A 20,449-nucleotide genomic window follows, 5' to 3' on the forward strand; every position below is an offset into this window, starting at 1 on the left:
TTTCGGCTGTCTGGGAGGTCACGATTGCCTTGCTCAGCTGGATGGCGTCGGGGTTCCTGCCTTGGCTGATTTCAGTCGTGGCCATCGCCACGGCACCCTGGTGGTGGGCGATCATCCGGGTCAGGAAGAGCTTGGCCGCTTCGCTACCCTGGGCGGTGTCGAGCTTCTTCAAGTCATCATCGCCCATCATCCCGTCGCCCATGCCATGGCCGGAGGCCATCTGCGTCGGTTCGTTCCAGGTCGTGAGCCAGCCCGTCATCTGCTCGATTTCGGGCGCCTGCGCGGCTTTGATCTTGGTGGCGAGAGCGGTGATCCGGGCATCCATGCCCTGCTTCTTGAGCATCATGTCGCTCATTTCCACGGCCTGGGCGTGGTGCGGGATCATTCCCTGCGTGAACATGGTGTCCGCCGCGTTGTGGTCCGAGGAGGACGGGGCGGAGCTGGAGGACATCCCCATCCCGTTTTGGCCCATGCCCGGCATGGAGCTGGCAGGTGCACTTCCGGAGGTCCCCGCACAGCCCGCAAGGGCTATCACGGAGGCAAGGGTAAGGGCAGAAATAGTCAGAGTTTTCTTCATGGAGTTCAAGTCCTTCAATCATCAAATCGGCGTTGTTGCACGACGGCGGAGAATACGCCAGTAACCCGGCTGAACGGCCGGCAGGTGCGTATCGGGTAAGCGGGGCGCGCCGGGCAGGACACGGCGCAGCTTGGCCGTTTACGTCCGGCTGATGGAAAGTTGGCCCGGAGAAGGACTTCGCGGAATGAACTCGTACCCGCTGTCGGGAATGCCGGTAATGGGCCCGCCGCTGGAAGGCAGGGGCGTCGTGCCCGGCGGCGGAGCTGCCAGTGTCGTGGTCCCGGGAGAGGGGACGCAGTTCCCGCCCATGGCGGAGATCATCGTGCACCCGCCCGTATCGGCGCATGACGGTCCTGGTGCGTGCGTGATACCCGGAGCTGCGGTGGTCCCCGGGACCGCGGTGATGTCCGCGAAGTGGCCGGGGTGCTCCGGGGCCTGCATGTGGGGCAGCGCCGCCCCGGTGTCATGACCGGTGGCCGACGCCGGCATGGCATGGAGCGCCCCGGTGTTATGACCGGTGGCCGCCGGCATGGCGTGCGTGCCGGTCATGATGTGCATGCCCAAAATGCCGGCGACGAGCGCCAGCATTCCCGCGAGAAGGGCCGCACCTCGGAGAAATGCCGTGGCACGCCGGGCTGAGATGGCGGTCATGGTGTTCCTCCTTCCGTGCGGTCTGGTTGGCTTCAAGGTTACCGGCCCGGGATGCGCCCGGGTGGCTGACGGGTTCAGCGGACCTGGGCGGGATTGAGTTTCAGCCGGCGCAGGAGCTGTGCGTTCAGGGCGACGACGATGGTGGAGACGGACATCAGTACGGCACCGGCGGCAGGGGAGAGGACGACTCCGGCGAAGGCCAGCACGCCGGCGGCGAGCGGGACGGAGATGATGTTGTAGCCGGTGGCCCAGATGAGGTTCTGCCACATTTTCCGGTAGCTGGCCCGGGACAGGTCCAGCATCGACAGGACGGCCCGGGGATCGTTGCCGGCCAGGACCACGCCGGCGGATTCCATCGCGACGTCGGTGCCGGCGCCGATCGCAATGCCGACTTCGGCCCTCGCCAGGGCGGGGGAGTCGTTGACGCCGTCCCCGACCATGGCGACCTTGAGTCCGCGGGCCTGGAGTTCGGCGACCTTCTTGTCCTTATCGGCCGGGAGGACTTCGGCGAACACCTCATCGATGTTGAGCTCTTCCGCGACAGCGCGGGCGACCTGTTGGGCGTCACCGGTGATCATGGCGACCTTGATGCCACGGCCCTGCAGGGCCTTGACGGCCTGGCGGGACTCGGTGCGGACGGCGTCCTCGAGGCTCACGGCCCCCAGGATCCTTTGCCCGTCAATGACGTGCAGCACGGCCGCGCCGCGGTCCATCCACGCCCGGGTGGTACTTGCCAGTGCCGGCGGTTCTTCCACGTCGAGGTCCCGGAGCAGAGCCGGGCCGCCGACCTGAACGGTCCTGCCGTCGACCGTGGCGCGGACACCGCGGCCGGTCATGGACGAAAATCCGGAAGCCACCGGAATCTTCAGCGTCTGTTCTTGGGCGGCCCGGACGATGGCCCGGGCCACCGGGTGCTCGCTGTCCGCTTCAACGGCTGCGGCCAGCGCCAGGAGATCGTTCCGGTCCACACCCTCGGTGGCGGCGACGTCCTTGAGCGCGGGTTCGCCCTTGGTGAGGGTCCCGGTCTTGTCGAAGAGTACGACGTCGACGGTGCGCATGCGCTCCAGGGCCATCCGGTTCTTGATCAGGACACCGGCCCTGGCCGCCTGCTCCGTGGAGATTGCGATCACCAGGGGGATGGCCAGGCCCAGGGCATGGGGGCAGGCGATCACGAGCACGGTGACGGTGCGGGTGACGGCGTCGGGAACGCTGCCCAGCATTGACCAGACGATGAACGTGATGACGCCTGCGCCGGCGGCGAAGTAGAACAGGAACGCAGCGGCCCGGTCTGCAAGGGCCTGGGCCTTGGAGGAGGAGGCCTGCGCCTCGGCCACCAGCCGCTGGATCCCGGCCAGGGCAGTGTCATCCCCGACCGCGGTGACCAGCACGCGGACGGTGTTGTCTGTGGCGACCGTTCCGGCGATGACCTTATCGCCGGGTGAGCGGAGGACGGTCCTGGATTCGCCGGTGATCATCGACTCGTCAAACTCGGCCTGGCCGTCGACGACCATGCCGTCGGCCGGCATCCGGGCCCCGGAGCGGACCAGAACGGTGTCCCCTGCCACGAGTTCGCTGACCTTGACAGTTTCCGTGCCCTCAGCGGTGATCCGGTCCGCCTCGTCGGGCAACAGTGCGGCCAGAGCGTCGAGCGCGCCCCGTGCGGAGCCGAGGGCGCGCATCTCGATCCAGTGCCCCAGCAACATGATCGCGACCAGCAGGGCCAGCTCCCACCAGAAGTCCAGGTCAAAACCGCCGATCCCGAGACTGGTCACCCAGGACGCGATGAAAGCGACACTGATGGCCATGGCGATCAGCAGCATCATGGCCGGTTTCCGGCTTTTCAGCTCCTCCAGGCCACCCTTGAGGAAGGGCTGCCCGCCGTAGAAGAAGATCACGGTGCCCAGCACCGGCGGAATCCAGGCCGAGCCGGGGAAAACCGGGGGCATGTAGCCGAGCAGATCCGCGAACATGGGGCTGAAGTAGACCACCGGCACGGACAGGGCCAGCGTGACCCAGAACCTCTTCTTGAACATCGCAACGCTGTGTCCGGCGTGCTGGCCATGGGTGTGCACCATGTGCTCGTCGTCCATGCCATGGCCATGGACGGCGTGGGCGTCAGGTGCATGCGCGACGGCGGACCCGCCGTGCGGAGCGCTTGGCGCGTCCTGCCGGGCGGAAGGTCCGTTGTGGTGGTCCTGGTCCATTTCTGTGCTCCTTAGGAATTTTGCCGGTGCCGGCGGCCCCGGGGCCCGCCCGCGACGGGTGCGCCGCCGGGATTACGGGCTGGGCGTGAAGCTGTATCCGGCGCCGGTCGCGGCGTCCCTAACCGCGTCTGCGCTGGCGGTCCCGGCTACCGACAGGCGGGATGTTCCCCCGGCGACGAGCTCGACGGCCTCCGATTCCACCCCATCCACGGAGGCGACAGCCTTTTCGACGGTCTGGACGCAGTGCCCGCAGGTGAGTCCCTCAATCGAGTAAACGGAGCCGTCTGCCGCTGGCGGCGTCGTTTGGGCGCCGGACGAGCAGCAGCCGCAGCCGGACTCCTCCGGCGCTTCGAGGGAAAGTTCGGTCCTGGTGTCTGTTCCGCACATGTCAGCTGGGTCCTTTTCGAGAAGGAGTAATGGGGTGCTGGGGTTGAACGGCCGTGACGGCCCGGCGAATTCCGCGGAGCCTGGACAAACCACTTCACTGACAACACCCCAAACATACCCCTAGGGGGTATGTCTGACAAGCAGGGTCGGACGTGATGTTCCCCTCACGCGATGCGCCGGCGCTGTTTTGGACCAGGGATGAGATGCGCTAGCATTAATAAGTGCGCATATAAGCACATATTGGTGTATCGGTGGTGGTTTCGAGGAGTCCCTTTGATTGAAGTTCTGGCCGTTCCGGCCTACCGGAAGCTGTTTTCGGCCCAGGTTGTGGCCCTGCTGGGCACCGGGCTGCTGACGGTGGCGCTGGGCCTGCTGGCCTTTGATCTGGCCGGCGGCCAGGCCGGCGCCGTTCTGGGGACGGCACTGACGATCAAGATGCTCGCGTATGTGTTCGTTGCCCCGTGGATGGCGGCGCTGGTGGAGCGGCTGCCGAAAAAGGCGGTGCTGGTTGGGGCGGACCTGATACGTGCCGGTATCGCACTGATGCTGCCGATGGTGGATCAGGCGTGGCAGATCTATGTCCTGGTCTTCCTGCTGCAGAGCGCCTCGGCTACTTTCACCCCGGCGTTCCAGTCCCTGATCCCGGTCATCCTCCCCGATGAACGCCAGTACACCCGCGCCCTTTCCCTCTCGCGCCTGGCCTATGACCTGGAGTCGCTGGTCAGCCCAGCCCTCGCCGCAGGGCTGCTGACCGTATTGTCCTTCCACGATCTCTTCCTCGGGACCGTGGCCGGATTCCTGTTCTCCGCAGCCCTCGTGGTCACGACCAGGCTGCCGCGAGCCGCTGCCGTGAAGCAGGAAGGGACGCTGTGGCACCGGACCACTCTGGGCACGCGGATCTTTGCCCGCAACCCTGAGCTGCGGGCCCTGATGGCTCTGAATCTTGCCGTCGCGGCCGCGACCGCCCTGGTGCTGGTGAACACCGTCGTCTATGCCCGGGACATGTTCGGTGGTTCCAACGCCGACGTCGCGGTCGCTCTGGCCTGTTTCGGTGCCGGGTCGATGCTCGTCGCGCTGAGCGCGCCCAGGATCCTGGACCGGGTGCCGGACCGGGTCCTCATGCGTGCCGGCGCCGTGTTGCTTTCCGCCGGCCTCGTCGGGGCTTTTGCTCTGCTCGCCGTGCCGGGGACCTGGCCGGTGCTGCTGGGACTGTGGGTGGTTCTCGGAGCCGGAACCTCGATGATCAACACACCCTCCGCCCGCCTCCTGCGCCGGGCGGCCACCGAGAGCACCCGGTCCTACATCTTCACCGCCCAGTTCTCCCTCTCCCATGCCTGCTTTATCATCACTTATCCCGTCGCCGGCTGGATCGGCGCCGCAGCCGGCCAGCCGGTAGCAGCCGCCGCGCTGGCCATCGTGGCTACAATCAGTACAGTTGCGGCGTTCCGCTTCTGGCCCGCAGCATCCAGGACCGGCCCCGTGCCGGAGACCGTGAAGGGCTGAGCCGGTGGAAAACGCACAACCCATTCCGGCCGCCAGCCTCAACCACCCCGACGCACCGGATGCCCGCCGGCTGGACGCGGCCACGGCCACGTTCCGGATGCTCTCGGACCCCACCCGGCTGCACCTGCTCTGGCTCCTGGCCCAGGAACCCTCCGACGTCGGAACCCTGGTGGAGCAGACCGGAGCCTCGCGCACCTCGGTCAGCCAGCACCTGGCCAAGCTACGCTTCAGCGGCCTCGTCACCACCCAGAAGCACAGCCGCCACGTCATCTACAGCCTCACAGACGGGCACCTGACCCGGCTCGTCATGGAAGGCCTGAACCACGCCGACCACAAAGTCACCGGCGAACCCGCCCACGACTGACCCGCACCGGGTCCAGTGCTGCCCCGAAGAGAGCCCGATCCTTATCGGCGCAGCAAAACGCCAAGGACACCGGCCAGGGTAGGGCTCGTACCAGCCCTTGCACGACCAGTACAGGTCCCGCGCGGAGCCCAAAACCATAAGCGGTGCAGACGACTTCTGACATTCCGTGCAGGCGACTTTGGACATTTCGTGCAGACGACTTCGAAAAATGACATCCGAAAAGGACCCGTATGCCCCAACAGCGGGGGTCAGAACTCGTTTCCGGAAAGAAAGCCGGTCAAAAGTGAGCTGCAGGGATTTTGACGGCTGGGCCATGTGTGTCGGCCACAGTTAGCCGCAGGTGCCTCCAGCGCCCGGCGTGACAGCCGTGTGCCTGCGTGCGCTGTCATTTATCGGCGGGTGTGCACCAGCTGTACGGTGATTCAGCTCAGCCTCTGTCCATTGTGGAGGGCAAGAACTGGATGGTCGTAGACATGTCCGAAGCACTTGGTGAGCCTCTAAGCGGCAAAGACCTCAAGGGACTGGCTCAGGAACTCGGCGGCCAATTCAGATCGCTGAACGGTGCCAAATCGTCCTAATGCCAGGAAAGTACCCCTCTCTCGCTCGCAGGCCACTCAGTCCCGACAATGCCTCACGTGCCGATCGTTAGACGGGCCCAAGCGATACTGGCTTCATCATTAGCGCCCGGCCCCGGCGGTCCTTGCTTCGATATGGCGCTCGAATGCTGCGTTGTTTGCTGGGGGTCTTACGCGGCGAGCGTTTGAGCACGGTACTGCACAGGGCTGAGACCCTTCAGCTTTGTGGAGATTCTTTCGGTGTTGTACTAGTGAATGTAGTCGTGCAGCGCTGCTGCCAGGGCGTCGGTGTTGAGGAAACGGACACGGTGGAAGAGCTCTTCCTTGAGGTGTCCGAAAAAGTTCTCAATGACGGCGTTGTCATAGCAGTTTGCTTTACGGGACATCGATTGGACTGCCCCGGCGTTCTCCAAAAGTGTGCGCCAGGAGTTGTGCTGGTACTGGAATCCCTGGCCGGAGTGCACGAGGGGTTTCTGTCCGTCCTCAAGCGTGGCCAAGGCGCCCCGCAAGGGGGCGTTGGCCAGCTCTAGATTGGGCGACGTCCCAATCGCGTAGGAGATGATCTGCCGGTCGAAAAGGTCCATGATCGGTGAGAGGTAGAGCTTCCGGTCACCGACGCTGAACTCGGTCACATCGGTGACCCATTTCTGATTTGGGGCGTCGGCTTCGAACTGGCGTTTCAGGAGGTTGGGGGCCACGATGCCCTGCTCGCCCCGGTAGGAGTTGTATCGCTTCCTGCTTCGGACCTTGCAGACGAGGCGCAGGGAACGCATCAGTTTCAGAACGGTCTTCTTGGCGACCGTCCAGCCTTGCTTCAGCAGCTCAAGATGGATACGACGGTGCCCGTACCGGCCGTGGTTTTTCTTGAATATCTCTGTAATAGCGGCCTTCAGGGACGCCCTTGGATCGGGGCCTTGGAGGCGGGACTGGTGGTAGAAGAACGTGGACCGAGGTAACCCGGCTACGTCCAGGAGAACGTCCAACCGATGCTCAGCCTTGAGTGCGATGACAGCGCGGACGTTTAGCGCTGTTCCTCGTCCCTCAAGGCTTTTACTTTTCCCAGGAAGGCCACCTCCGCACGCAGGCGTTCGTTCTCACGCCGCAGCCGCTGCAGCTCCGGTTCCTGCTGCGCCGGGCATCTGGGTTCTTCCTCGGCCGGCCTTTAGGTTTCGGACGGAGGCCGTCCTCGCCCTCAGCCCGATACTGCCCCGCCCACACGGCTATCAGGTGTGGCGACGACAGGTCGAGCTCCTTCGCCAGAGCGACCCTAGTCTCGCCGGCAATGTATCGCTGCACAGCGTTGAGCTTGAGCTCGAACGAATACAGCCGCTTCACGGGTGTGGTCACAAGAGCAGTATCTCCGCGAACGCGCCATCTGTCGTGCAACCGGAGGACTGCTTTCCTACCCACCCCAAGCCTGGTCGCTACGGCCCTGGAGCCCCAACCAGTCGCAAACAGCGCCACCGCGGCCTCGCGCTGCTCCTCAGACAACGAACTGCCCTTAAACATGAAACTGCTCCCCTTAAGTCAGAACTGAATTTTCAGTCCAACTTTCGGGGAGCAGTTCAATGTGCCGGCCTTTCTTCCTGATACGCAAGCTATGCGGGCGCCTGATCTGGTTTGATGTCAAGCTTTTCTACCGCGGCTATGACCTCTCGAACGCTCGCAAAACGCTGAGACGTGTCATGAGACGAGCACTTCTGCACGAGCTTCGCCGCTTCGCCGTGGCCGGAGAGGAGTGATTCCCGGCCGGAGAAGATGAATGAGAGTACAAACCCAACCGAGTACATCTCATTCACGAGATCGTAGCTCTTGAAGTCGTGAAGCATTGGGTCCCGTATGGTTCCACGCATTTCCGTCTGGGTGCGAGTGAACTCCGAGGATTTGTCCTTCACAAGCCCAAAGTCGGACAGCTTCACGAGGACAGCTTCATTGTCATAGATCTTGAGCAGTACATTTTGGAGGCTGATATCTCGGTGTAGTAGACCCTTGGTGTGGATGTAGTTGAGTCCGTAGAGGAACTGCAGGGCGATGCGTTTCCGTGTGGAGAAACTGAGTTTGGTGTTTCGGCTCTGGACATACTGCCGCAGCGTTTCACCGCAGTATTCCATGCCGTATTCGTTGCGCTTTTCATTGAACTTGAACACCTGAACCACGTAGGGGAAGCTCAGGTTTTTCATAACCTCAAACTCCTGCCGGAATCGTTGTTGATCCCTAGCGTCAATCTCACGTTTCGCCCTCTTGACCGCGTACTTCACTCCATAGTCTGGGTCGACGTAGCTGTAGACATCTGCATACGATCCACTGCCCACCATCGTCAGCTTTAGTGGAGTCGATTCCCTCTTCAACCGGATTGACTTGTCGCCGAAGGTGAAGGCCTGGGCGTATCGCAAAATTTCGACTGGCTTGTAGTCGTCGGGGATGGGACTTCCGTTGCTCTTCCTGAGCCACGTTTCTGCATCCTCGAGGGCCAACTCATAGGACTCGATGAGGTTCACCTCGAACCCGGCCAAGTTCGCATTGTGGAGGTCCTGTCGTAGCTCCTCAATGAGAGCCAGTAGCTCCCTGCTGGCCGGGGCCCAATAGTTCTGCTTATCCTTAGCCCGCTCATTAATCGCCAGGAAATGACTGTTCAGCTGGCCGTGAAGGACAGCCAACATGTGCCCGAAATTGGCAACGTCCTCGTAGAGTCGCGAGTACGCCCTTGGTGCAGGTAATTCCTTGTATTTCTCCAGTAAATCAGCCACTCGCATGTCGGAAGCGTTCGGCATCGTCCCCCCATCCTGAATTCGAGGGCAACCTGCCGGATTCGCCCCTCTGTTCCAGATTCTCTCATTTCTACCAAGGCGGAACTGCGCGGCGTCCAGTAGACTAAAGTCGCCCCCAGCCCGGCACTCGCGTCTCCTGGGGCATCGATGTGCGAGCCGCCCTAGGCAGGCTCGCGGCGCGCTGTCCTGGGATGGGAGAAGCCGCTCCGCGACCAACGGTGGGGTTCGCGGAGCGCGACAGCGATTCGGAATTACGGTCTCTGGATTGCGCGAAGGTGGGCAACCACGAAGTTGAGGCAGGAGCCACACAACCAGGGGATCGATATCCCGGTGGTGGCAACGGATGGATGGACAAGGGACAAGGCAATCTCGATCAGCTGCATGCCGGTTTGTGTGCGGCGCGGAGTCGAATACGTTAGCGATCGCGCGTGATCCTCGTCACGAGCATTAACGACCGTTTCTCAACCGTATCTAGGCCATGGGTAACGCTTGTTGCCATGCGGCAGGGGGAGACTTGGCGTACTTGTCGGACGCCGAGGTGCTGCCACGCTTAGGCACGGTGACTCCGGGCGGCCAGCGGCTTACACTGCTGATGAGCTGGGAACTTCTTCAAAGAGGAGGGCCGCCAATTGGAGTACAAGCAACCAGGGTTGGGGGGAATCGGCCAAAAGGCGAAGCATTGGCTTCGAACCGGCCGACAGATTGCGATTGCCAGCAGGGAACTAAAAAGGCCGAGAGTCCTCGCTGCTGTCATCACTTTTTCTGTGATCGCATTATTTAGTCCCTTCGGAGCACTCTCAGAGCCGGTCGCCGTTTCCGCGGCCGACGCGTCAGAGCCCACGGTGCAGATCGTCCCGTCGTCCGTTACTCTCGCTCCGGGAGACGTGGTTAAGGTCGCGGTGGTGTTGAACAACCCGACGGATGCCACAGTCACGGTTGATGACGTCAACGTGGCCGTGCCGCCCCGCATGACCGCGAGTACCGTTTCCGGTCTTCCCTGGACCCTCGCCCCGGGGTCGTCACAGCTCATCAATCTCGATGTCAGCGCTGACCCCGGGATGGGGGAAAACTCAGTCAGTATCGTCGTGAAGTTCAACCAGGGCACATCGGCTCGGCGGGTCGTTGCCTCGTTGTCTGTCAAACCCGCTGCGGGCGACGCTATGCCCGAGGCGACCTTCGTAGTCTTCCCCTCTAAGCTCGGCGACGGCGACGGCAGGCACGCGACCGTGCGCCTGACAAACCCGACGGCGATGAAGTTCACCAACCTACGATTGCTCGCCGTCGACAGCGACGATGCCGATCTCGCAATGCCACAACCCTCGGCCACGGCCGACTGCTCTCCCGGGACCGGCGAGCGTCTTCTCACCTGCCTAAGTGACCTCGCACCGGGAGCATCCGACCTGGTCCATCTGGAGGTACGGGCTCATTCAAGCGTCCGGACGGGAACGCAGCAGGTGAGCGTGGTCCTAATGGGGACCCGCGTTGCCAAGAACGCTGCCGCGCCGGTTCCGGAGGTCCTGGCGGTCGCGTCGCACGACGTCGAGCTCACCGTCTTCGGCATCGACGCGATCTCTCCGTTCGGCATAGGCACGCTGTTCTTGCTGCCCGGGTTGCTCGCCATCGCTGCGTTCCTCGCGGCGATCCGATGGGTATACCCGCGGATAGGATCGGGCATCCCCGACAAGGTGGACCCCAGAGACCTAAATCAGATGCCCGTCGTCATGCTCGGCAGTGTGCTGGCCTATTTGCTGGTGTGGTTCATCTGGCGCGAGGACCTCACCCGCAGGGTGAGCACGCTCTCGGTTGGGCTGCTGTTCGGGCTCGGCATCCTCATCGGCGTGGTGGCGTGGATGGTCGTCGCGTTGCTCTACAGGCAACTCGTTGGACGTCGCCGGTTCCGCGTGAACGCCGAGCCTGAAGACGTGCTGCGCACCCTTGCGCACCGCGGCGCCGGACTCCTCTTCCCCTCTTACCAAGTCAATAACGTGATCTACCTCCACCTCGGCCAGACGGACGGCAAGGAGTTCGTCACACCGCAGATCACATTCGAATTCAGCAACGAGGTATCAGATGACGAGGAGAAGAGATTCTTCTATGCCCTCAGGACGAACGACATCGCAGCCATCCTTGATATACACAAGGATGGCAAAGTCGATCTGGACTGGAGCACCAAGACCGGTCTCGAAGTTTACGACCCGGCATCGCTGCCAGCGTTGGGCAACAAAACGGCACTGCTCAGACAGAAGTAGTCCCGAAACATGTGCGGGCCGCCCCACGAAGGAGCGACCCGCGGATCTGTCGGCGACCTTCCAACCTTTGGTTGGAGTCGTAGACACTGATCAATCAGTAACAACGATAGCGGGGTGCGACATGAAACTCGAGAACGTGCTGGTGTCGGTCGGGCGGACATGGCGGTTTGATACTGGCGGGCAGACGGGGGTTGACCTCACGAAGAATCGCTACGCCAAGGAGATCAACCGACTAAAGGGCGTGAAGGACCAGTCGGACTTCCGCCTACCATGGCCTCAGTACAGGAGCAGATTCTGGCGGTACATGCTCAGCCCGTCATACTGGGAGACCGGCACCAACGACCTCGTCGCGGTCCTGCTCCCGCTTCAATACGTGCGGTTCTTCGTAGATACGAACACACCGGTAGCACACCCACGGGTCGACATCGAGGCTATTCGCCACCCGTTCGCCCTGACGACTATCGCCCACTTTCGGCTGAAGAACGTAACCCCCTGGCCTTCCGATGAGCAGGCCGCCCTGCTCCTCAACACGCTGACCCGAGGCAACGTGGGCGTGATGCAGCCGGTCGACGGGGGGTTCCCGTACCAAGTGCTGCCGTCATTGCCCACTCAAGATGTTCTCGAGACGCCGATCGCCTTCCAGAACGCCGGCCAGTTCACTGTGATCTCTGCGCTGCACCGCGACACCGACCCGCTGCTCCTGGCTTCCACACTGGCGCGGCACTTCCCCTCGAACCCCACTCCCGACGGCTCGGCCGCAATTCATGACGGGGCCATGCACGTACATGGAGACACCGCCGGTTTCGCGGTGTCCGCACAGGTCGGCGCAAATAAGGCCAAGTGCCTGCACCACAACTACACCGCGTTGCTGGCCTACCTCCAGAACCTCGCCACGCTAGTCGTCTCGAACCCCACCCCCGAGGGTCAGTGGTACCAGGACCGTGCTGTAACGATGCTCAACCACCTGTACCGCGCGGAACCAGCGCCCCCCATGCACTCGGTATACAAGTCGCGTCTGACCGAGCTCTGGCTCAACGAGCGCAGCCTGATAGAGCCGATCAACCAAGTGGCCCAGGCCCAAGGCCTGGGCCTCCCGCCGCTCCAACCCCCGCTAACTACGCCAGCCTAGCCCTGACCGTCGGGCCCATCCCTCACCGGGCATTTGTCCTGGCGGGAAGGTCGAGAGCGTAGATTGCGTGTACTGCGGGCGAGCCGTCCGGACGGCGGTTAGTCATCGAGGTCATCTCTGCGATGAGGCGGAACTCGCAGCGTTCGGCCACACGGAGTGATGCGATGTTCTGGGGGTCAGCGCGGATGATTGCTCGGTCACCGATGGGCTGGTCCGCAGTCCTCGGACCAGCCCACCCCTTTGCTCAGTTCTCCTGGACGGCCTGCTGTCAAAAACGACCCTTTATGAGCTTCCTCGCGGCGACGACGCGCGTCGTCGTGTGAATCGCAGCGATAAGTGGCGGCATTCTCGCAGCGCTAAATGTCACCCCCCGGCGCCCGCAAGCCGACCTCACCCGGACGGCCGTGAGAAGCTGAGCGAATGATTCTGGAGCACGCGATCCTTCCCGTCCGTACCGGCAGCGAGTCCGAGTTCGAAGAGGCATTCCGAATTGCGCGCCCTCTGATCAGCCAGCAGCCGGGCTTCCGGAGTCTTTCTATTTCACGCTCAATCGAGACTCCAAACCTTTACCTCCTCCTCGTTGAGTGGGATTCGGTCGAAGCCCACACCGACGGCTTCCGCGAGTCCGCCGAGTATGAGCGGTGGAAGGAGCTGCTTCACCGTTTCTACGACCCGTTCCCGGTCGTTGAGCACTTCACAACTGTGCGATAGCCGACCCTTACCACCACGGGAAAGTAGTCGCCACCGGCCGCATCGATGTGCTGGCCGCTGACGGAAGCGTTCTCTGGCTCGAACTGGCGGACGGCAATGGACGCGCGCTCTTTCTCCAGAGTGACGGCGTCAGAATCTACCGAAGCCAACCCAGCCCGGCCAACTGACGGAAGAGCGTCGCCCGAGGACCCCGCTGGTTCCGCCTCGGGCCGACCGCCAATAGCTGAACCGGACCAAGTGGAACCAGAACGCCAGATATTCGTCTCCCGTCGAGACGGCCCGTTCAGAGTGCAGAGGACTTCTGACATTCCGTGCAGACGTCTTCTGAAAATGACAGGCGTCGGGGGAAGCGGGCCCCAACCCACACGCCGCAGTTCATGGTGTCTTCGCTGTATGTTCACGGCAGATCCACGCTTGCTTCGGTGTTGCCAGCGTAGCCGCACTGTCGGAGTCTCACAGACTCTAGTTGAAGGGAGGTCCCGGAAATCTGGATTGTCAGTTCAGAAGTCGTCTGCACTGGATTCCGCGCGCTACTGGGCTTGTGCAAGGTCGGATTTGACCCAGGACCGCCGGGAGGCCACTGGTGGGCAGTCCAAGCGGAGGCTCACCGTGCGCATCGGCCACCAGCTCGGCTGCTCACCGGGAAGCACAACGCCCTCGAAACGGCCGGCGCTGCTTAGCGCAGCTAAGTGAGGCTGCTGGGGTCCGGCGCCACAGTGTCGGCGTGGCGGTGGGCGACTTTCCACTGCCCGTCTTCACGGCGGTATATCTGTGTGGCACGAAGAGTGAAGGTACGCGGCTCTCCGTCTACGGACGTGGAGATGTGCTCCAACCCGGCCGTGTAAGCCATGTCGCCCACGACGTCGAAGGCCTGGACCTCGAAGTCAAAGGAGATGACCTGGGAGAAGCTCTGCCCGAGCACGGTGAAGAGTCTGTCCAGCTGCTCCAGCCCGAAAGCGTTCCGCCAAGCCCCCAGAACGCTCACGGGCTCCTTACGGGACCAGATCAAACGGCGCGGGCCGGGATCGCCGTCGTGAAGTGCCTTCTCCGCATCCCGCAGAGTGGACTTCACCCAGGCCAGGAAATCGTCGCGGTCGCCCATGGCACCAGTATGCTCGCGGCCGCCATGAACAAAATGTGCTCGCGTCTCGTAAACTCTAGTTAGGAGGGAACCTGGCAACGGCCGGCCCGGGGTTCAGCTACACCCCTGCTAATGAAGGACCTTGCCTGACCGGGGCTTTCATGTCCCCCGGCGAACTGATAAAGGCGAAATCCCGGCCGCCATGACCCGCCGATGCCATCGTCGCCATAGTTGAACCTGGCTAGCTGACAACAGCAACGTTAGTGGTCGAAGTCATTTTTGCCACGCGGCGAAGCGCAGATACCCATCGTCCTCAGGTCCGTCGGAGAGCTTCCTGGGCTCTTGCTGCTTGGTGGAACTCGTGACGGACAGACTCCGACCGGAAATGAAGGCAATCTGGGTACCGTCAGGGCTTGCGACTTCATCGGATTGGGCGAGTTCACTGGGTGGGAGAATAGCTATCTGGCTCAGAGTTTTATGGTCGGCGCTTCCTACGGCGCACCCCCCGCCACGATTTCCGGGAAGGCATAACCGTCCACGTTCCGCTGACCCCACAGCCAATAATCAGCTTGTCGTCGGGAGTGATGACATTGGCGTTGTCCCAATAGACGGGCGTCTAGCTTCGATCGAAATGAAACGGCCGAACCGCGGACGCGCCGCCTGCCGGGTCGGCCTCCTGCCGGCCGCTCGACGGGCCGACGGATCCGGGGTGGTGAGTGGAATTGTCGTGGTACCTGGGTCGATCTGTCACAGGGTTGAAGAACGGATAGCTCTGGTCAGGTGTCAGGGCTCCGTACGTGGAGCCCATCGGAGGCGTGAGGTCAGCGAACGTTTGACCGGCGGAGAGATAACCAATGTGTCTGGTCGTCCCGCCGGTGCAGCTCGCCGTCTGCTATCTTGCCGAAGTCCGCGCTGAACATATCGCGCAGTGGCCGCTCAGTGCCGACCTGCACCGGAACCTTCGGGCACGATGGACGAATAGTTGCCGGGTCACGCAGGAAAATTTGAGTGGGACCGATGGAATCACCGGACTCGGGATCGTAGATTCTCAGGTAGGTAGCGTTAGCAGTGCACTCCTGGATGACGATGCCTTGGGTAGCCGCCCCTCCGGCCGAGTAGTGGGTGCTGCTGCGGGGGAGTTGCGGTTGGTGTCCCAGACGGCGTAGGAGTCGTGACTACAGTTGGCGGTAAAGAAGGATGCGAGGACGTCTCGGTTCGGGTCCCGGCATTGCTGCATCCGGCCACAGCCAGCACGAGTGCCACTACGGAGAGATCGGTCGATTCCTTCGGGCGTCATAGAATCTGTCGGTTCGGGGTTTTCTTCGAGACTTTCGAGCTGTGCCCTCTTTGACAGTTCCTGAAGTAATCACAAAATCTGCACGGCATAGGCAGCGCGTCTCTAGCGCCGGAATTGCATCTGGCCCATTCGGCAAAACTAGAGAATCGGTCATGCGGCTGTCGGATGTTCGGACAATGAAGGGAGTGAAGGAAGGAGGAATCGCTATGCAGAGCCTGGAGACTCTGCGCGCCGTGCGGGCATGGCGGGTAGTCCGTAACGAGCGCGGGCAGGACCGGGTTGCACTTGAAGTTGACCTTCTCCAGCAGGATCAAGTTTTTCAGGGCGGCGAAGAACTGCCGCGCCCTGTCAACGCCGAGTACGGCTGTTTGGGGGAGCCCTTGGTGGGGAGAATTAGGGGGTGTGGACAGTTTCCACACTTTGGGTCGCGGACTGGGCCGTACCGGTGCCGGACTGGCCCGGATTCCGTATGTTTCGGCGGGAGTCCAGTGTTTGCAATGGCCGGAACCCGGTTCGAGTCCCACCTCGGGCACAGTGTTTCCGCAGGTCAGGGACCTTTTTTGTGTTTTTTCGTGTGGACAGTGTCCACACTCTTGCCTCTGATCTGATGTTCCGGGTGTGTGGGGTCCCGGAAACGGCCTATTCGGTTGTGTAGGGGAGCGGATGCCTACGGGGGATCGGGTACCGCCCTGCGGGGTCGCTTTTGGGTGTTCATCGTCGTTCGTCCTTTCCCTAGGGTTTCGCCTTCACTACTTCATGGTGGCTAGGGCCGCTTACAACATGATTTGCTGATCATTCTTTAGATCAACTGAGGGTTGCGGCCGGTCCAGCATTTCCGCCCTGATACCTGTTCATGCAGGAATGCGGGGGAGACGGCATGACATGGCAACTGCTCCGGAGCAGATCATTTGGTCGCTGAGCCTGGCCTGTCGGTAGGCAGGGCCGGCCGCTGGGGTCTGCGGGGGGTTGGTGATTCCGGCGCAGAGCATCTTGTAGCTGGGCACATACTGGCAGTCCTGGTAGTCGATGAAGTCGTTCGGGTTGGCCCTGGTCGAGAGCTTTTTGCCCTGCAGATCCCGTTCGGCGAAGCGGCGTGAGCCCCAGGTATTGCCGACCAGGTGCCCGGTCTGCTTGTCCATCACGATGCCGCCGAAGTGGTCTTTGACTTCGAACTGCTCATGGACGTCGAGGGTGTCCGCGTCGACGCGGGAAATGATGGCGCTTCTGTCGGGCAGGTATTGGGCCACGAGGGCCATCGTCGGTACCGGTACCGGTAGGAATTACAAGCAGGTTCACAAGGTCACCCGCGACCACCCCACCGCCGATTTTGGGACAGACGAAGTGTTGTTCCCGATGAGCATCCACCACGCGGGGGCCACGGCCCAGGCATGCCGTGAGCGTGGATTGTTGGCCCACGAGCTCGAGCTGGAGCTCAGCAAGGCACCGAAATGGTGGGAGGTCCTGCGCGGTTAAGCGAAGGCAGGCAATGCCGGGTCAAAGTCGGCCTCCAGCGTGGCCGAAGAGCTCCACGCAGTCGCCATGGATGTGACCCGCCGCATCGCCGTCGCCGAATCCCACGAGGTCAACGCGTGAGCGCCGAACCGACACCCAGCCGCCCCGCACTTGGATTGCCCCCACGGCGCACAGCCGCGCCGGCCGCTGAAGCGCCGCTGGCAAGGATGCTCCCCGGACACAGGCCGGAGACGCCAAAGAAGTCAGAACCCAAAGAGGCCGACACAGCGAACTTGACGGTGAGTATCACCGCCGCGCTGCGGAATCGGGCGCGGGCTCCCTACCGGGCGACCAGTTACGCCGAGGGGGACAGTACTTGGAGCCACTTCGTGGCGAAGGCGATCGAAGCAGAGACGGCGCGCCGGGAAGCTGAGCATTACGAAGGTGTGATGTACCCGTCGTGGGGTGAGAATCTTCCCGGGTGCAGACGGCTCAAAGAAGGCTGAGTACCAGGCAGCGGTGCTGTCACCCACGTGGAGGGGGCTGAGCGTGAACTTGCTTGAGTTGGTTGCGATGATGTTGCAGATCCATGCGGCCGCCGGCCCCTTTGTGTCGCAAAAGAGCCCCCAGCTGGCCGGAGATCCCCGGACAGCTGAGGGCCTTTTGTTAGGTCCTTATGAGGGTGCGAGGGAACTGGCCCACCCCCGATAAATAGTTACCTCGGGCCACTTCCTAAACCACACGCTAGCCCCGTCCCATGGTCGCGGCAACTGATAGCTTCATAGGGTGCCGCCGCAACCGCTAATAGTGGCGGGACAAGAAGGAAGCCCCCAGCGTTTTTGATCGTGGGCTCACTGGCCTGAGCTGTCAGGGTGCCGGTTCTGTTCCCGGGTGGTTCTCCCGGATCTGATCGTCGGATTCCAGCAGGGCTGCAAGGGCGGCCAGGGCGGGGACCGCGCCTTCGATGGCTCTCTGATATGCCTCCGGTAGCCGTTGCAGCGCCTTTCCGAGGCGTTGGTCGTTCGCCGCCTGCCACGCGCTGAGTACCGTGGTTCCCTTATCGGTCAGGCTGAGGCTTACGGACCGCCGGTCGCCCGGGCGGGTCAGGCGTTCCACCAGTCCTGAGCTCACCATCTGCTGCACGAGGTTGCTTACCGTGTTGGTGGCCAGGCGCTGACGTGACGCGAGTCCGCTGACACCAAGACCCGGTTCATCAGCCAGGCGTTGCAGGACTTCGACCTGGGCCATGGGCAGTGATTCCCATGGAAATTCCTGCCGCACGCTCGAACGCAGAACCCGGCGTAGACGGGTGATTGCGCCGGTCAAAGACCACGCATCGGCACGGGCTTGGTCCGGCCCGGATTCCAGCACAGGTCCCTCGGCCGTTTTCATGATCTCAGCCTATCCCGATACACCCACCTATAGAATAGTTCTGTGGCAGAGCTATTCTTCCCGGTGCCTGGCCTCTTTAGCCGGGCTGATCCCGGCCCCGTAATCGGTCCGGCCGGGATCCTGGGGTGCAAGTGCGCGGCCGCGCCACGACACCTTCCAGACAGGATGCCTCTCCGCTATGACTGCCAGTGATTCCTTCATTCCATCGCCCACCCTCAGTGCCATCCATGTGGGCCCGCTGACCATCCACTTCTATGCCCTCTGCATCATGGCCGGCATCGCGTTGGCTCTCTGGCTGGGAAACCGCCGCTGGGTTGCCCGCGGCGGCCAGGCCGGGCAAGTGCTGGACATCTGCCTGTGGGCGATCCCGGCCGGGATCATCGGCGGCCGGATCTATCACGTCGTCACCGATCCGGAACTGTACTTCGTTCCCGGGGCGAATCCCTGGAACGCCTTCGCCATCTGGGACGGCGGGCTGGGCATCTGGGGCGCGATCGCCTTGGGATGTTTGGGTGCATGGATCGGCTGCCGCAGGGCAGGCGTCTCACTGGTAGCCTTCCTGGACTCGGTGGCACCAGGCGTGCTCTTTGCCCAGGCCCTGGGCCGGTGGGGAAACTGGTTTAACAACGAGCTTTACGGGGATCCGACCACGCTGCCGTGGAAACTTCAGATCCACCAGATGGACACCGCCACCGGGTCTGCGCTCACCGATTCCTCCGGCGCCCCGGTCGTGCTCGGCTATTTCCAGCCCACGTTCCTCTATGAGTCCCTCTGGTGCGTGGCGGTCGGCTTCCTGATCCTCTACCTCGACCGGCGTTTCGGCCTCGGAGCCGGCAGCGTTTTCGCTCTGTATGTCACCGGCTACACGGCCGGGCGGTTCGCCTTTGAATTGATGCGCTCGGACTACGCCAACCTGATCCTTGGGCTGCGGGTGAACACCTGGGTCGCGGCGCTGATCTTCCTGGCCGGCGTCATCGGATTTGTGCTGTTGTTCCGCCGCGGACGCTCGGTCGCAATCCCGGATGCTGCCGCCCCCGGCTTCGCCGCAGGCGCTGATATCGACGCCGCCCGGCAACCCCCGGCGTCCGGCCCGACGCCGGAATCCGGGCGAGCATCGAAGGAACACACGGATGCTCCGTAAGGACTCGCGATGGGGGAAGTTAATGTCCTTCGTTGTTGCCGGCACCCTCAGCGGCGTTCTGGTGGCGGGACTGTTCCTCCCGGCGACCGCCATGGCGGGAACGGCCCTGAGTAATTCCATCGGCATGTTTGACCGGCTGCCTGACGATCTTGACGTGAATGCAGCACCTCAATCCTCGACCGTGCTGGCCAGCGACGGGTCGGTGATCGCTTCCTTTTATGCGGAAAACCGCGCGCCCGTGGCACTGGAGAAGATGTCTCCGTTCATCCGGGACGGGATCGTCTCCATCGAGGACGCACGCTTCTACCAGCACGGCGGCATCGATACCACGGGGATCCTCAGGGCACTCGTGGCGACGGCCCAGGGAGGGCGCCAGGGCGCCTCCACCATCACCCAGCAGTACGTGAACAACATGATCATCGAATCCCTCGTCGCCCAGGGTAAAAGCGATGAGGTCAAGCTCGGCTACTCCAAAACGATCGGCGACAAGCTGCGGGAAATGAAGCTCGCGATTGCCCTGGAGACGAAGTACTCCAAGGACCAGATCCTGCAGGGCTACCTGAACATCGTCTATTTCGGCAATGGCGCCTACGGCATCGACGCCGCCGCCGAAGAATATTTCAACATCCCTGCCAGCGACCTGACTCTGCCGGAAGCCGCAGCCCTCGCCGGGGTCGTGAACAGCCCCGTCTACTACGATCCCCTCACCGAACCGGATCATGTAGTGGCCCGGAGGAACGAAGTCCTGGACAAGATGCTCCAGCAAGGACATATCACCGCTCCCGAGCATGACGCCGCCGTGAAGGCGCCCATCGGACTGAACGTCCACCCGAGCAGCCAGGGCTGCTTCGGCGCGGTCACGGCACCGTATTTCTGCGACTACGTCCAGCGTCTGATCCTCAACGACCCCGCGTTCGGGGCCGACGAAACAGCCCGCAAGAAACTCCTGTATCTGGGCGGGCTCACCA

General features: G+C 62.7%; 16 protein-coding genes and 1 pseudogene. 7 read left to right on the plus strand and 10 right to left on the minus strand.

What is annotated here, in order from left to right:
- From QCD75_RS19795 to QCD75_RS19810, 4 genes are all read right to left on the minus strand, one after another.
- The coding region (locus QCD75_RS19795) for a DUF305 domain-containing protein (protein ID WP_301231165.1) at positions 1 to 577 on the minus strand (577 nt) is incomplete at its 3' end.
- Positions 578 to 715: 138 nt separating this feature from the next.
- Entirely contained in the window at positions 716 to 1,228 is a 513-nt protein-coding gene (locus tag QCD75_RS19800) for a hypothetical protein (protein WP_301231166.1), read from the minus strand.
- Positions 1,229 to 1,302: 74 nt separating this feature from the next.
- Positions 1,303 to 3,432 (minus strand): copper-translocating P-type ATPase, encoded by a 2,130-nt coding sequence (locus tag QCD75_RS19805; RefSeq protein ID WP_301231167.1) that lies wholly within the window; start codon positions 3,430 to 3,432, stop codon positions 1,303 to 1,305.
- A 72-nt stretch (positions 3,433 to 3,504) separates the two neighbouring features.
- Positions 3,505 to 3,819 (minus strand): heavy-metal-associated domain-containing protein, encoded by a 315-nt coding sequence (locus QCD75_RS19810; protein WP_301231169.1) that lies wholly within the window; start codon positions 3,817 to 3,819, stop codon positions 3,505 to 3,507.
- 273 nt (positions 3,820 to 4,092) lie between these two features.
- Between QCD75_RS19810 and QCD75_RS19815 the strand changes: the two genes are divergently transcribed.
- Both QCD75_RS19815 and QCD75_RS19820 read left to right on the plus strand, forming a co-directional pair.
- Entirely contained in the window at positions 4,093 to 5,322 is a 1,230-nt protein-coding gene (locus QCD75_RS19815; RefSeq protein WP_301231170.1) for an MFS transporter, read from the plus strand.
- 4 nt (positions 5,323 to 5,326) lie between these two features.
- Entirely contained in the window at positions 5,327 to 5,686 is a 360-nt protein-coding gene (locus tag QCD75_RS19820; RefSeq protein WP_301231171.1) for an ArsR/SmtB family transcription factor, read from the plus strand.
- A gap of 745 nt (positions 5,687 to 6,431) precedes the next feature.
- Here QCD75_RS19820 and QCD75_RS19825 read toward each other — a convergent pair.
- The 3 genes and pseudogenes from QCD75_RS19825 to QCD75_RS19830 form a co-directional block, all read right to left on the minus strand.
- Positions 6,432 to 7,280 (minus strand): annotated as a pseudogene (locus tag QCD75_RS19825) (IS3 family transposase); the annotation flags it as partial.
- A gap of 31 nt (positions 7,281 to 7,311) precedes the next feature.
- Complete coding sequence (locus QCD75_RS22275) at positions 7,312 to 7,770, minus strand: helix-turn-helix domain-containing protein (RefSeq protein WP_367400677.1); 459 nt, start codon at positions 7,768 to 7,770, stop codon at positions 7,312 to 7,314.
- An 89-nt stretch (positions 7,771 to 7,859) separates the two neighbouring features.
- Positions 7,860 to 9,032 carry a protein kinase family protein gene (locus QCD75_RS19830; protein ID WP_301231172.1) on the minus strand — a complete coding sequence of 391 codons (1,173 nt, stop codon included), beginning with the start codon at positions 9,030 to 9,032 and terminating at the stop codon, positions 7,860 to 7,862.
- A 626-nt stretch (positions 9,033 to 9,658) separates the two neighbouring features.
- On the opposite strand from QCD75_RS19830, the gene QCD75_RS19835 reads away from it, so the two are divergent.
- The 3 genes from QCD75_RS19835 to QCD75_RS19845 all read left to right on the plus strand — a co-directional run bounded on the left by QCD75_RS19835 (position 9,659) and on the right by QCD75_RS19845 (position 13,118).
- Positions 9,659 to 11,278, plus strand: a complete 1,620-nt coding sequence (locus tag QCD75_RS19835) for a COG1470 family protein (protein WP_301231173.1) — start codon at positions 9,659 to 9,661, stop codon at positions 11,276 to 11,278.
- A 304-nt stretch (positions 11,279 to 11,582) separates the two neighbouring features.
- Positions 11,583 to 12,407 carry a hypothetical protein gene (locus QCD75_RS19840; protein ID WP_301231175.1) on the plus strand — a complete coding sequence of 275 codons (825 nt, stop codon included), beginning with the start codon at positions 11,583 to 11,585 and terminating at the stop codon, positions 12,405 to 12,407.
- A gap of 420 nt (positions 12,408 to 12,827) precedes the next feature.
- On the plus strand, positions 12,828 to 13,118 hold the full coding sequence (locus QCD75_RS19845; RefSeq protein ID WP_301231177.1) for an antibiotic biosynthesis monooxygenase family protein: 291 nt from the start codon (positions 12,828 to 12,830) through the stop codon (positions 13,116 to 13,118).
- 685 nt (positions 13,119 to 13,803) lie between these two features.
- Here QCD75_RS19845 and QCD75_RS19850 read toward each other — a convergent pair.
- The 3 genes from QCD75_RS19850 to QCD75_RS19860 all read right to left on the minus strand — a co-directional run bounded on the left by QCD75_RS19850 (position 13,804) and on the right by QCD75_RS19860 (position 18,196).
- Complete coding sequence (locus QCD75_RS19850; RefSeq protein WP_301231178.1) at positions 13,804 to 14,220, minus strand: YybH family protein; 417 nt, start codon at positions 14,218 to 14,220, stop codon at positions 13,804 to 13,806.
- A 2,127-nt stretch (positions 14,221 to 16,347) separates the two neighbouring features.
- Positions 16,348 to 16,743, minus strand: coding sequence for a DUF6454 family protein (locus QCD75_RS19855; protein WP_301231179.1), 396 nt, complete (start codon positions 16,741 to 16,743; stop codon positions 16,348 to 16,350).
- A 1,072-nt stretch (positions 16,744 to 17,815) separates the two neighbouring features.
- On the minus strand, positions 17,816 to 18,196 hold the full coding sequence (locus QCD75_RS19860) for a MarR family winged helix-turn-helix transcriptional regulator (RefSeq protein ID WP_301231180.1): 381 nt from the start codon (positions 18,194 to 18,196) through the stop codon (positions 17,816 to 17,818).
- A gap of 322 nt (positions 18,197 to 18,518) precedes the next feature.
- Between QCD75_RS19860 and lgt the strand changes: the two genes are divergently transcribed.
- Both lgt and QCD75_RS19870 read left to right on the plus strand, forming a co-directional pair.
- Complete coding sequence (gene lgt, locus QCD75_RS19865; RefSeq protein WP_301231182.1) at positions 18,519 to 19,481, plus strand: prolipoprotein diacylglyceryl transferase; 963 nt, start codon at positions 18,519 to 18,521, stop codon at positions 19,479 to 19,481.
- Positions 19,482 to 19,503: 22 nt separating this feature from the next.
- On the plus strand, positions 19,504 to 20,449 hold a 946-nt coding region (locus QCD75_RS19870), incomplete at its 3' end, for a transglycosylase domain-containing protein (RefSeq protein WP_301231184.1).

The sequence above is a fragment of the Arthrobacter sp. PsM3 genome, from assembly GCF_030433895.1.
GTDB lineage: Bacteria > Actinomycetota > Actinomycetes > Actinomycetales > Micrococcaceae > Arthrobacter.

Coding starts and splice junctions, on each gene's coding strand:
- QCD75_RS19850 (WP_301231178.1), bottom strand. CDS start 14,220: ATGGGCGACCGCGACGATTTCCTGGCCTGGGTGAAGTCCACTCTGCGG.
- QCD75_RS19800 (WP_301231166.1), bottom strand. CDS start 1,228: ATGACCGCCATCTCAGCCCGGCGTGCCACGGCATTTCTCCGAGGTGCG.
- QCD75_RS19860 (WP_301231180.1), bottom strand. CDS start 18,196: ATGGCCCAGGTCGAAGTCCTGCAACGCCTGGCTGATGAACCGGGTCTT.
- QCD75_RS19840 (WP_301231175.1), top strand. CDS start 11,583: ATGCTCAGCCCGTCATACTGGGAGACCGGCACCAACGACCTCGTCGCG.
- QCD75_RS19810 (WP_301231169.1), bottom strand. CDS start 3,819: ATGTGCGGAACAGACACCAGGACCGAACTTTCCCTCGAAGCGCCGGAG.
- QCD75_RS19805 (WP_301231167.1), bottom strand. CDS start 3,432: ATGGACCAGGACCACCACAACGGACCTTCCGCCCGGCAGGACGCGCCA.
- QCD75_RS22275 (WP_367400677.1), bottom strand. CDS start 7,770: ATGTTTAAGGGCAGTTCGTTGTCTGAGGAGCAGCGCGAGGCCGCGGTG.
- QCD75_RS19830 (WP_301231172.1), bottom strand. CDS start 9,032: ATGCCGAACGCTTCCGACATGCGAGTGGCTGATTTACTGGAGAAATAC.
- QCD75_RS19845 (WP_301231177.1), top strand. CDS start 12,828: ATGATTCTGGAGCACGCGATCCTTCCCGTCCGTACCGGCAGCGAGTCC.
- lgt (WP_301231182.1), top strand. CDS start 18,519: ATGACTGCCAGTGATTCCTTCATTCCATCGCCCACCCTCAGTGCCATC.